Annotated in this window: 1 protein-coding gene; it reads left to right on the top strand. The window is 74.5% G+C overall.

Going from position 1 to position 14,003, the window contains the following annotated elements:
• Window positions 1-58: 58 nt before the first annotated feature.
• Window positions 59-13,990, top strand: a complete 13,932-nt coding sequence (locus ACFWZ5_RS06490; RefSeq protein ID WP_384795046.1) for an amino acid adenylation domain-containing protein — start codon at window positions 59-61, stop codon at window positions 13,988-13,990.
• The last annotated feature ends 13 nt before the right edge of the window (window positions 13,991-14,003 follow it).

Raw genomic sequence — 14,003 nt, 5'->3', positions numbered from 1 at the left:
CACCCGACCCTCCGTGAAGCGTGACCCGCCCTCTGCGAGGCGTGAGGAGACAGAAGCGATGACCCGATCCCTAGTCGAGGACGTGTGGCCGCTGTCGCCGCTGCAGGAGGGCCTGCTGTTCCACGCCGCCTTCGACGACCGGGGACCCGACCTCTACCAGGGGCAGCGGCTGCTCGACCTGACCGGGCCCGTCGACGCGCCCCGCCTGCGCGCGTCCTGGCAGGCGCTGCTCGCCCGGCACCCGGCACTGCGGGCGGGCTTCCGGCGCCGCAGGTCGGGCGAGGCGATGCAGGTCGTCGCGCGCGACGTCACCCTGCCGTGGCGCGAGGCCGATCTGTCCGGCCTCCCGGAGGGCGAGGCGGCCGCCGCCCTGGCGAAGCTGGCCGACGCCGAGCGGTCGGAACGCTTCGACCCGGCGGTCCCGCCCCTCCTGCGGCTGCTCCTCGTCCGGCTCGGCGAGACCCGGCACCGCCTCGTCCTCACCAGCCACCACGTCCTCATGGACGGCTGGTCCCTGCCGGTGCTGCTGCGCGAGCTGAAGGCCCTGTACGCGGCCCACGGCGACCCGGGCGCCCTGCCCGCACCGGTCTCGTACCGCGACTACCTGGTGTGGCTCGGCCGCCAGGACAAGGAGTCCGCGCGGACCGCGTGGCGCGCCGAACTGGCGGGAGCGGACGAGCCGACCCTGGTCGCCCCGGCCGATCCGGGCAGGACCCCCGCCGCCCCGGAGATCCTGACCAGGGACGTACCCCCACAACTGGCCCGAGCCGTCACCGAGTTCGCCCGTCGGCACGCACTCACGGTCAACACCGTGGTGCAGGGCGCCTGGGCCCTGGTCCTGGCCCGCCTCGCCGGGCGCACGGACGTGGTGTTCGGCGCGACGGTCGCGGGCCGCCCCGCCGACCTGCCGGGTGTGGAGTCGATGGTCGGCCTGTTCATCAACACCGTCCCCGTGCGCGTACGCCTGGACGCGGACAAGCCGCTGACGCACCTGCTCACCGAACTCCAGGAACACCGGACGGCCCTGATGCCCCACCAGCACCTCAGCCTCCCGGAGATCAAGGAACTCACCGGCCCCGCCGCCTCCTTCGACACCCTCCTGGTCTACGAGAACTACCCGCGCACCCCTGCCGACCCGCAGGACCCGGACACCTTCTCCCTCCGCGTCGCCGCAGGCGAGGAGACCGCGCACTACCCGTTCACGCTCGTCGTGTCCCCCGGCGACCGGATGCGCTGCAAGCTCGACTACCGCCCGGACCTGTTCGACCGCCCCACCGCCGAGTCGGTGTTCACCTGGCTGTTCCACGTCCTGGAACAGCTCGCCGCCGACCCGTCGGCGCCGGTGGGGCGGGTGGCCATCCTGGACACGTCGGAGCGGCGGGCGCTCCTGACCGGCTGGGGCGCCACGGCGGGCGAGCCGCTCACCGGACCGGTGCCGGAGCTGATCGCGGCACGGGTCGCGGCGGCCCCGGACGCGGTGGCGGTGACGGACGACGAACGGTCCCTGACGTACGGCGAGTTGTGGCGGGACTCGGGCCGCTTGGCGGCGTATCTCTCGGACCAGGGTGTGAGTCGTGGGGACCGTGTAGCGGTGGTCATGGAGCGGTCGGCGGACGTCGTGGTGGCGCTGCTCGCGGTGTGGCGTGCGGGGGCCGCCTACGTACCCGTGGAGACGAGCGCCCCGCAGGAGCGGGTCGGAACGGTGCTCAGGGACTGCGCCCCGGCAGTGGTGCTGTGCACGGAGTCGACGCGGGCTGCCGTGCCGGACGGGTCCGGTCGTGTCGTGGTGCTTGATGAGCCGGGTGTTGTGGGGGAGTTGGGCGCGTACGGGACCGAGCCGCTGGTGCGGGTGGGTTCGGGTGATGTGGCGTACGTGATGTACACCTCCGGTTCGACGGGTGTGCCGAAGGGGGTGGCGGTGCCGCACGGGAGTGTGGCGGCCCTTGTCGGTGAGCGTGCGTGGCGGGTGGGCGCGGGCGACGCGGTGCTGATGCATGCCCCGCATGCTTTTGACGCTTCGCTGTACGAGGTGTGGGTGCCGTTGGTGTCGGGTGCCCGGGTGGTGGTTGCCGGGCCGGGAGTCGTGGATGCCGGGCGCGTGCGGGAGTTTGTCGCCGGTGGGGTGTCGGCGGTGCATGTGACGGCGGGTTCGTTGCGGGTGCTCGCGGGGGAGTCGCCGGAGTGTTTCGCCGGGTTGCGTGAGCTGCTGACCGGGGGCGACGTGGTGCCCGCCGCGTCGGTGGCGCGGGTGCGGGAGGCCTGCCCGGACGTGGTCGTACGGCACATGTACGGGCCGACGGAGGCCACGCTGTGCGCGACCTGGCGTACGTGGGAGCCCGGTGAGCCGGTGCCGGACTCGGCGTTGCTCATGGGACGCCCGCTGCCCGGACGGCAGACGTACGTCCTGGACGCCTACCTCCAGCCGGTGCCGCCCGGTGTGAGCGGTGAGCTGTATCTGGCGGGTGCCGGGCTTGCGCGGGGGTACTGGGGGCAGCCGGGTGTGACGGCGGAACGGTTCGTGGCCTGCCCGTTCGTGTCCGGTGAGCGGATGTATCGGACCGGGGACCTGGTGCGGTGGACGGACGAGGGTGAGCTGGTCTTTGTCGGTCGTGTGGACGCGCAGGTGAAGATCCGGGGGTTCCGGGTGGAACTGGGCGAGGTGGAGAGCGCGCTCGCACGGCATCCGGGGGTCACTCAGGCGGTCGTCACCGCGCCGGAGACGGGATCGGGGGAGCGGCGGCTCATCGGCTATGTGGTTCCCGACGGGCATCCGGTGACGGGCCCGTCGGTGCGCGCGTACGTGGCGGGGGTGCTGCCCGAGTACATGGTGCCGTCGGCCGTCCTGGTGTTGGACGGGTTGCCGGTGACGCGGAACGGCAAGGTGGACCGGGCGGCGCTGCCCGCGCCGGACTTCGCGGGGCGGGTGTCGGACCGGGTGGCCCGGTCCGGGGCAGAGGAGACGCTGTGCGGGCTGTTCGCCGACGTGCTCGGTCTGGAGCGGGTCGGGGTCGAGGACAGCTTCTTCGAGCTGGGCGGCGACTCGATCATGTCGATGCAGTTGGTGGCGCGGGCCCGGCGTGCGGGGCTCGTGCTCAAGGTGCAGGACGTCTTCGAGCACGAGAGCCCTGCGGCTCTCGCGGCCTTGGCGGGTCTTTCGCGTGCGGACACGCCCGTCGACGGGGCGGACGAGGGCGTCGGTGAGGTGCCGTGGACGCCGGTGATGCGGGCCCTTGGGGAGCGTGCCGCAGAACCGGGGTTTGCGCAGTGGGCGGTTGTGGGTGCTCCGGCGGGGCTGGGGCGGGATGTGCTGGCGGCCGGGTTGGGGGTCGTACTCGACGCGCATGCGATGGTGCGGGCGCGGGTGGACGAGGGGTTGCGGCTCGTCGTGGGTGAGCCGGGTTCGGTGGAGGCGGGCGGGCTGGTCACGTACATCGACGCCTCGGCGGAGGCCGACCTCGACGGGATGGCGGGCCGGGCGGCGCGGGATGCGGTGCGGCGTCTCGATCTCGCCGGGGGCGTGCTGCTCCAGGCGGTCTGGGTGGACGCGGGCCCCGATCGCGTGGGCCGACTGGTCCTCGTAGTCCATCACTTGGTGGTGGACGGCGTGTCCTGGCGCATCCTGCTCCCCGACCTGCAAGCCGCCTGCGAGGCCATTGCCGCCGCGCGCGAGCCGGATCTCGAACCGGCCACGACCTCCTTCCGCAGCTGGGCCGCCCAGCTGACCGAACACGCCACCACCCGCACCACCGACCTCGACGCCTGGACCGACCTCGTCGGCGAGCGCGAAGCACCCCTCGGGGCCCGTGAGTTGGACCCCGCCCTGGACACGGCATCGACCATGCGTCACCGCACGTGGACGGTACCGCCGCAAGCGGCCGCCCCCCTGGTGAGCGACGCGCCGTCGGCCTTCCACTGCGGCGTGCACGAAGTGCTGCTCGCGACCTTGGCGGGCGCGGTGGCCCTCGGACGGAGGGAGTCGGACCCGGGGCTGCTGGTCGACATCGAGGGCCATGGCCGCGAGGCGGTCGAGGGTGTGGATGTGTCTCGTACGGTGGGGTGGTTCACCAGCACGCATCCCGTACGTCTTGACCTGGCGGGACTCGACCTGGACGAGGCCTTGTCCGGCGGCCCGGCGGCGGGCGTACTCCTGAAGACGGTCAAGGAGCAGGCCCGTGCGATCCCGGGCGGCGACGCACTGGGCTATGGCCTCCTGCGCCATCTCAACCCCGAGACGGCCCCCGTCCTCGCGGCCCTCCCGCGCCCCCAGATCGGCTTCAACTACCTCGGCCGCTTCACCACCGGCACCCACCAGGACCAGCAGCCCGCCGCCTGGCAACTGACGGGCGAACTCGGCGGCTCGATCCCCCCGGAAACCCCCGTCCACCACACCCTCGAAGCAAGCGCGACCGTCCACGACACCCCGCAAGGCCCGGAGCTCACCCTCACCCTCAGCTGGCCGTCCACCGTCCTCGACGAGACGGCCGCCGAACACCTGGGCCACACCTGGACGCGTATGCTCACCGGCCTTGCCGCCTACACCGCCACCCCCGCAGCCGGCGGCCATACCCCCTCCGACTTCCCCCTCCTCACCCTCACGCAGCAGGGCGTGACGGAACTGGAGGAGCGCGTACCGGAGTTGATGGACGTCTGGCCCCTGTCACCCCTCCAGGAAGGCCTGCTGTTCCACGCGGCCTTCGACGAGGAGGGGCCCGACGTCTACCAGACGCAGCGACTGCTCGCCCTGGACGGACCCCTGGACGCGCGGCGCCTTCGCGCGGCATGGGCGGCCGTCGTGGCCCGGCACCCGGTACTGCGGGCGAGCTTCCACCGGCGGCCGTCGGGCGAGGCCGTGCAGGTCGTCGCGCGCGAGGTGGAACTCCCCTGGCGTGAGGAGGACCTGTCGGGCCTCCCGGCAAGGGACGCGCTCGCGGCGGCGGAACGCCTCGCCGCCGACGAGCTGTCGCGGCGCTTCGACCTGACGACGGCACCGCAGCTGCGCCTGCTCCTCATCCGCCTGGGCGAACACCGGCACCACCTCGTCCTCACCTGCCACCACATCCTCCTGGACGGCTGGTCGACGCCGATCGTCCTCAACGAAGTGGCGGCGGCGTACACGGCGGGCGGCGATACCTCAGGGCTCGGACGGACGGCGTCCTACCGCGACTACCTGGTGTGGCTCGGCCGCCAGGACCAGGAGGCGGCGCGGGCGGCGTGGCGCGCGGAGCTTGCGGGCGCGGACGAACCCACCCTGGCCGCGCCCGCGGAGCCGGGCAGGACACCCGTGACCCCGGAGGTCGTCTCCGCCGAACTCTCCCTGGAGCGGACCGCGGAACTCACCGAGTGGGCCCGCGCCCAAGGCCTCACCCTCAACACCGTGGTGCAGGGCGCGTGGGCCCTGGTCCTGTCCCGCCTCGCCGGGCGCACGGACGTGGTGTTCGGCGGCACGGTGGCGGGACGGCCCGCCGATCTGCCCGGTGCCGAGTCGATGGTGGGCCTGTTCATCAACACCCTCCCCGTGCGCGTACGTCTCGACGCGGGCGAGCCGGTGCGGCGGATGCTCGCGCGGCTCCAGGAAGACCAGTCGGCGCTGATCGCCCACCAGCACCTCGGCCTGCCCGAGATCAGGGAACTCGCCGGACCCGGCGCCGTGTTCGACACGATGCTGATGTTCGAGAACTACCCGCGGGGCGCCGTCACCCTCTCCGGCCCCGGCCGGTCCGCCGACGACGTGACCGTCACCCGGCTGCACACCGTGGCCGGCACCCACTACCCCCTGGCAGTGGGCGTCGTCCCCGCCGCCCGGCTCCGCGTCGTCGTGACCTACCGCCCCGACCTCTTCGACCACGACCCGGCCCGCCTGGTCGCCCGGCGCGTCGTGGGAGTCCTGGAACAGTTCGTGCGCGACGCGTCGATGCCGGTGGGACGCGTGGGGATCCTGGCCGCCGCCGAGCGCCGCGAGCTCCTGACCGGCTGGGGCACCACGGCGGGCGAGCCGCCCACCGGACCGGTGCCGGAGCTGATCGCGGCGCGGGTCGCGGAGGCCCCGGACGCGGTGGCGGTCACGGAGGGCGAACGGTCCCTGACGTACAGCCGGTTGTGGGAGGAGTCGGGTCGCCTGGCGGCGTATCTCTCGGACCAGGGTGTGAGCCGTGGGGACCGTGTGGCGGTGGTCATGGAGCGGTCGGCGGACGTCGTGGTGGTGCTGCTCGCGGTGTGGCGTGCGGGGGCCGCGTACGTACCCGTGGACGCGGACTCCCCGCCCCGCCGCGCCGCCCTTGTCCTCTCGGACTGCGCTCCGGCGGCAGTGCTGTGCACGGAGACGACACGACGGGTCGTGCCGGACACCGCGGCGAACGTCGTGGTGCTTGATGACCCGTGTGTCGTGGGGGAGTTGGCGGCGTACGGGGACGGGCTGTTGGTGGGTGTGGGTTCGGGTGATGTGGCGTACGTGATGTACACCTCCGGTTCGACGGGTGTGCCGAAGGGGGTGGCGGTGCCGCACGGGAGTGTGGCGGCGTTGGCCGGTGAGCGTGCGTGGGCCCTGGCGCCGGGCGATGCGGTGTTGATGCATGCCCCGCATGCTTTTGACGCTTCGCTGTACGAGGTGTGGGTGCCGCTCGCCGCGGGCGCGCGGGTGGTGGTTGCGGGGTCTGGCGCGGTGGATGCCGGGCGGGTGCGGGAGTTCGTGGCCGGTGGGGTGTCGGCGGTGCATGTGACGGCGGGTTCGTTCCGGGTGCTGTCGGGGGAGTCGCCGGAGTGTTTCGCGGGTTTGCGTGAGGTGCTGACCGGTGGGGATGTGGTGCCCGCCGCGTCGGTGGCGCGGGTGCGGGAGGCCTGTCCCGAGGTGCGGGTCCGGCACATGTACGGGCCGACGGAGACCACGCTGTGCGCGACCTGGCGTACGTGGGGGCCCGGTGAGCCGCTGGGCCCGGTGCTTCCGATCGGGCGGGCTTTGCCGGGGCGGCGTACATACGTCCTGGACGCCTTTCTGCTGCCGGTGCCTTCGGGTGCGACGGGTGAGCTGTATGTCGCGGGTGCTGGGCTTGCACAGGGGTATTGGGGGCAGCCGGGTGTGACGGCGGGGCGGTTTGTGGCGTGCCCGTTCGTGTCCGGTGAGCGGATGTATCGGACCGGGGACCTGGTGCGGTGGACGGACGAGGGCGAGCTGGTCTTTGTCGGTCGTGTGGACGCGCAGGTGAAGATCCGAGGCTTCCGGGTGGAGCCGGGCGAGGTGGAGAGCGCGCTCGCCGCGCACCCGGCCGTGTCCCAGGCCGTGGTCACCGCGCCGGAGACGGGACCGGGGGAGCACCGCCTCGTCGGGTACGTCGTGCCCGACGGCCGCCCCGTGGACGGCGACGCGGTCCGCGCGTACGTGGCCGAAGCCCTGCCCGAGTACATGGTGCCGTCGGCCGTCCTCGTCCTTGACGCTTTCCCGGTGACGCGGAACGGCAAGGTGGACCGGGCGGCGCTGCCCGCGCCGGACTTCGCGGGGCGGGTGTCGGACCGGGGGCCCCGGACCGATGTCGAGGAGACGCTGTGCGGGCTGTTCGCCGACGTGCTCGGGCTGGAGCGGGTGGGGGTCGAGGACAGCTTCTTCGAGCTGGGCGGCGACTCGATCATGTCGATGCAGTTGGTCGCGCGGGCCCGGCGTGCGGGGCTCGTGCTCAAGGTGCAGGACGTCTTCGAGCGGGAGACACCGGCCGGGCTCGCGGCGTGCGCCGGGCGCGCGGACGACGACGCGGCCTCGTCCGGCCGGATGGACGAGGGCGTCGGTGAGGTGCCGTCGACCCCGGCCATGCGGGCCCTCGGCGAGCGGGCCGCCGACCCCGAGCTCGCGCAGTGGGTGGTCGTGGGGGCTCCGGCGGGGCTCGGGCGGGATGTGCTGGCGGCCGGATTGGGGGTCGTACTGGATACGCATGCGATGGTGCGGGCGCGGGTCGGTGAGGGGTTGCGGCTCGTCGTGGGTGAGCCGGGTTCGGTGGACGCGGGCGGGCTGGTGACGCGGGTCGACGCCACGGCGGACGACGACCTGGATTCGGTCGCGGGCCGGGCGGCGCGGGATGCGGTGCGGCGTCTCGATCCCGCCGGGGGTGTGATGCTTCAGGCGGTGTGGGTGGACGCGGGTCCCGATCGCGTGGGTCGACTGGTCCTCGTAGTGCATCACTTGGTGGTGGACGGCGTGTCCTGGCGCATCCTGCTTCCCGACCTCCAGGCCGCCTGCGAGGCCATCGCCGCCGCGCACGAGCCGGGCCTCGAACCGGCCACGACCTCCTTCCGTAGCTGGGCCGCCCAGCTGACCGAACACGCCACCACCCGCACCACCGACCTCGACGCCTGGACCGCACTGATCGGCGAGCGAGAACCCGCCCTGGGGACACGGCAGTTGGACCCGGCATGCGACACCGCCGCCACCCTGCGCCGCCAGACGTGGACGGTGCCCGAGCCGTACGCCCGCACCCTCATCGGTGACACCCCGACGGCCTTCCACTGCGGTCCGCACGAGGTGCTGCTCGCCACGCTCGCGGCGGCGGTGGCGCACGCGCGCGCCGACGACGCGCCCAGCCTGCTGGTCGACGTCGAGGGCCATGGCCGTGAGGCGGTCGAGGGTGTGGATGTGTCTCGTACGGTGGGGTGGTTCACCAGCGCGCATCCCGTACGCCTGGACCTGGCGGGGCTCGACCTGGATGAGGCCTTGTCCGGCGGCCCTGCGGCGGGCGTACTCCTGAAGACCGTCAAGGAACAGGCCCGCGCTATCCCGGGAGGCGACGCGCTGGGCTACGGCCTCCTGCGCCACCTCAACCCCGAGACCGCGCCCGTCCTCGCGGCCCTCCCGCGCCCCCAGATCGGCTTCAACTACCTCGGCCGCTTCACCACCGGCACCCACCAGGACCACCAGCCCGCCGCCTGGCAGCTGACGGGCGAACTCGGCGGATCGGTCGCCCCCGACATGCCCGCCCAGCACGCCCTGGAAGCAGCCGCCGCCGTGGCGGACGGCCCCGAAGGCCCCGTGCTGACCCTCACCCTGAGCTGGCCGAGCGGTCTCCTCGGCGCGTCGGCGGCGCACGACCTGGGGCGGAGCTGGCGGGACCTGCTCATCGGCCTCGCGGCCCACACCACCGCCGACCCCGCCGCGGGCGGCCACACCCCCTCCGACTTCCCCCTCCTCACCCTCACGCAGCAGAGCGTGACGGAACTGGAGGAGCGCGTACCGGAGTTGGTGGACGTCTGGCCCCTGTCACCGCTCCAGGAAGGGCTCCTCTTCCACGCCGCGTACGACGACCGGAGCCCGGACCTGTACGAAGGCCGCCGGGTCCTGGCCCTGGACGGACCGCTGGACGTCGCCCGGCTGCGGGCCTGCTGGCGGGCCCTGACCGCGCGGCACCCGATCCTGCGCGCCGCCTTCCACCACGGCACCGAGGGCGAGGCCGTGCAGACCATCGCCGGTGACGTGGAACTCCCCTGGCACGAGGCCGACCTGTCCGGACTGCCCGACGGCGAGGCGCGGGCCCGGCTCGACGAGCTGGTCGCGGAGGACCGGTCCCGCCGCCTCGACATGACGACCGCGCCCCTGCTGCGCCTCACCCTCGTCCGGCTCGCCGAGCACCGGCACGTGCAGATCGTCGCCAACCACCACATCGTCACCGACGGCTGGTCGCTGCCCGTGCTCATCGGCGAGATGTCCGCCCTCTACGCGGCGGGCGGCGACGCCGGGGCGCTGCCTCCGGCGACCTCGTACCGCGCGTATCTGGCCTGGCTGGCGCGGCAGGACAAGGGCGCGGCCCGGGACGCCTGGCGGGCCGAGTTCGCCGGAGCGGACGAACCGACGCTCGTGGTGCCCGAGGAGCTCGCCCGGGTGCCCGCCGTCCCGGACCGCGTCCCGTTCGCACTCAGCGAAGAACTCACCGCCGCCGTCGACGACTTCGCCCGCACCCGCGGCCTGACCCTGAACACGGTCGTACAAGGCGCCTGGGCGCTGCTCGTCGCGCGCTGCGCGGGACGCACGGACGTGGTGTTCGGCGCGACGGTCGCGGGACGCCCCGCCGAGCTGCCGCGCGTGGAGTCGATGGTCGGCCTCTTCCTCAACACGGTTCCCGTGCGGGTCCGGCTCGACGGTGCCCGGCCCTTTGCCGACCTCCTCGCCGATCTCCAGCGGCGGCAGGTCGCGCTGATGGCCCATCAGCACATCGGCATGCCGGAGATCCGCCGGGCCGCGGGCCCCGGCGCGGCCTTCGACACGCTGCTCGTGTACGAGAACTATCCGCGCCCCGCCCTCGCCGAGCCCTCGCCCGACACCCTGACCATCCGCCCCGGCGGCAGGCCCGAGGACACCGGCCACTATCCGCTGACGCTGATCGCGGTCCCGGGGGAGCGGCTGCACGGCGAGTTCATCCACCGGCCCGACCTGTTCGAGCGGTCCTGGGCGGAGGGCATGACGGCGTCGCTCGCCCACGTCCTTGAGCAGCTGGCCGCGGACCCGGCGGTCCCCGTGGGCCGGGTCGGCGTGCTCGGTCCGGCCCGGCGGGAGTTGGTCCTCGACGTCTGGAGCGGCGCGCGGCGGCCGGTGGATGCCGCGCCGCTGCCCGAGCTCTTCCGCCGCCAGGCCAAGCGCACGCCGGACGCGGTGGCGCTGGTGTCGGGTGAGCCTGGATCCGGTGCTCGTGAGGGGCGTCAACAGAGCCTGTCGTACGCGGAGTTGGCCGACCGTGCCGGGCGGCTCGCCCGGCATCTCGTGAGCGTGGGCGTGCGGCCGGAGGTCCGTGCCGCCGTCCTCGTGCCGCGGTCGGCGGACGCGGTGGTGTCCGTGCTCGCCGTCTCCATGGCGGGCGGCGCCTTCGTCCCCGTGGACCCGGGGCACCCGGCCGACCGCGTCGCGTTCCTGCTCCGGGACGCGGACCCGGCGGTCGTCGTGTGCGTGGGCCGGACGCGGGACGCGGTGCCCGGCGACTACCGGGGGCGCCTCGTCGTCCTCGACGACCCGGACGTCGCGGCGAGCGTGGCGCGCCGCCCGGGCGGGCCGCTCCACGACGGGGAGCTGTCCGCGCCGCTGAGCGCCGCCCACGCGGCGTACGTGATCTACACCTCCGGTTCGACCGGCACCCCGAAGGGCGTCGTCGTGCCGCACACGGGCCTGGCGCATCTCGCGCGGGCGCAGATCGAACGGTTCGCGGTCGGACCCGACGCGCGGGTCCTGCAGTTCGCCCCGCTCACCTTCGACGCTGCGGTCTCCGAGCTGTGCATGGCGCTGCTGTCCGGCGCCGCGCTCGTGGTGCCGGGCCCGGACGGGCTGCCCCCGCGCGTGACGCTCGCGGACGCGGTACGGCAGTGGGGCGCCACCCACGTCACCGTGCCGCCCAGCGTGCTCGCGACGGAGGAGCACCTGCCCGGCTCGCTGCGGACCCTCGTCGTCGCCGGGGAGGCCTGCCCTGCCGGCCTCGCCGACCGCTGGTCCGGCGAGCGGCGGATGGTGAACGCGTACGGGCCCACCGAAGCGACCGTGTGCGCGGCGATGAGCGAACCCCTGTCACCGGGCGCGGACACCGTGCCGGTCGGCCGCCCCATGACGAACGTACGCGGCTACGTCCTCGACGCCTTCCTGCAGCCGCTGCCGCCCGGCACGGTCGGCGAGCTGTACGTCGCGGGGCCCGGCCTCGCCCGGGGCTACGGCGGCCGCCCCGGCCTGACCGCGGGGCGCTTCGTCGCCTGCCCCTTCCTGCCGGGCGAGCGGATGTACCGCACCGGCGACCTCGCCCGCTGGCACGACAACGGCGAGCTGGTCCTCGCCGGGCGCGCCGACGGCCAGGTCAAGGTGCGCGGCCACCGCGTCGAGCCCGCCGAGGTCGAGGCGGTCCTGACCGCGCACCCCGGCGTCGCGGGGGCCGCGGTGGTGGCGCGCGAGGACCGGCCCGGGGAGCGGCGCCTGGTGGCGTACGTGGTGGCGCGGGCCCACGCCGTCGACGCGGTCCCGTCCTCCGCTGACGTGGTCCCGCCCTCCGTAGACGCGGGCCCGTCCTCTGTGGACGCAGGCTCGCCCTCCGTAGACGCGGGCCCGTCCTCCGCAGAGGCAGGCCCATCCTCCGTAGACACCGGCTCGTCCGCCGCCGACACCGGCGTACTCGCCGATTCCGTACGGGAATTCGCCGCCGCACGCCTCCCCGACCACCTGCTCCCCACCGCCTACGTACCGCTGCCGGAGCTCCCCCGCACCCCGAGCGGCAAGCTCGACCGGAGCGCGCTGCCCGCGCCCGACTTCGCCGGGAAGGCCACGGGCCGCGCGCCGCGTACCGACGCCGAAGCGGAACTGTGCGCGCTGTTCGCGGACGTGCTCGGCCTGGCGCGGGTCGGCGCCGACGACAGCTTCTTCGAGCTGGGCGGCGACTCGATCTCGTCCCTGCAGCTGTCGTCCCGGGCGCGCCGCGCTGGCCTGGTGGTGACGCCCCGGCAGGTCTTCGAGGAGCGGACCCCCGAACGGCTCGCCGCCGTGGCCGTGCGGGCCGCGTCCGCGGGGCCGGACGCCCAGGACGTCGCCGAGGGCGAGGTGCCCCTGACCCCGGTGATGCGGGAGCTCGGCGAGCGCGCCCTGAGCCCGCGGTTCGCGCAGTGGGCGGCCGTCGGGGCCCCGGCGGACCTCGGCCTCGACGTCCTCGCGGCCGGGGTCGGCGCCCTCCTGGAGACGCACGCCATGCTGCGGGCCCGCGTCGGCGCAGGGCACCTGCTCGTCGTCGGGGACGCGGCGTCGGTGACCGCCGAAGGCCTTGTGCGTCGCGTCGACGCCAGGGGCGCGGCCGACCACGAGCTCGACGCCGTCGTGGCGCGGGCCGCGCGGGAGTCCGTCGGACGGCTCGACCCGTCGGCGGGCGTGCTGCTCCAGGCCGTCTGGGTGGACGCGGGGCCCGAACGGGTCGGCCGCGTCGTCCTGGTCGGCCAGCACCTCGCCGTGGACGGCGTGTCCTGGCGGGTGCTGCTGCCGGACCTCGCCCAGGCCTGCGCGGCCGCGGCGGCCGGGCGCAGCCCCGAACTCGACCCCGTGGGCACGTCGTTCCGGCGCTGGGCGGGGATCCTCGCCGAACAGGCCGCCGCGCCGGACCGCGTCGCGGAGCTCCCCGCGTGGGCCGCGCTGCTCGACATCGCCGAACCGCCGCTGGGGAAGCGGGCGTTGGACCCGGCCGTGGACACGGCGGCCACCGCGTGCCGCGCGTCCTGGACGGTGCCCGCGGTGCAGGCGGCCACACTGGCGGGCGTGACTCCGGCGCTGTTCCACTGCGGGGTGCACGAGGTGCTGCTCGCCACCCTGGCGGCGGCGGTGGCACAGGAGCGGGGCGCCGGCACCTCGGCCCTGCTGGTCGACGTCGAAGGGCACGGGCGCGAGCCGGTCGACGGGGTGGATCTGTCGCGCACGGTGGGGTGGTTCACCAGCGCGCATCCCGTACGCCTGGACCTGGCGGGACTCGACCTGGACGAGGCCCGGTCCGGCGGCCCCACGGCGGGCGCGCTCCTGAAAGCCGTCAAGGAACAGGTGCGGGCGGTCCCGGGCGGCGACGGGCTCGGCTACGGCCTGCTGCGCCACCTCAACCCCGAGACCGCGCCCGTCCTCGCCGCCCTGCCGAGCCCGCAGATCGGCTTCAACTACCTCGGCCGGTTCACCGCGGGCACCCGTCAAGGACCGCTCGCCGCCTGGCAGCCGGCCGGTGAGATCGGCGGCTCCGCCGACCCCGACATGCCGTCCGCGCACACCCTGGAAGCGGGCGCGGTCGTCGTGGACACGCCTGACGGGCCCCGGCTCACCCTGTCGCTCGCCCGGCCCGGCGGCCTGCTCGACGACGCCGCCGCGGCCCGGCTCGGCCAGGCCTGGCTCGACCAGCTCGACGGCCTCGCCGCCCACACCACCGCCCCCGCCGCCGGTGGCCACACGCCCTCCGACTTCCCCCTCCTCGATCTGGCCCAGGGCCAGATCGAGGAGCTCGAAGCCGGTCTCGCCGACGACCAGGCATGACCGGCCCCTTGTG

The organism is Streptomyces sp. NPDC059003 (genome assembly GCF_042740445.1).
Classification (GTDB): domain Bacteria; phylum Actinomycetota; class Actinomycetes; order Streptomycetales; family Streptomycetaceae; genus Streptomyces.
This window is presented reverse-complemented; position numbering and strand designations above follow the sequence as displayed.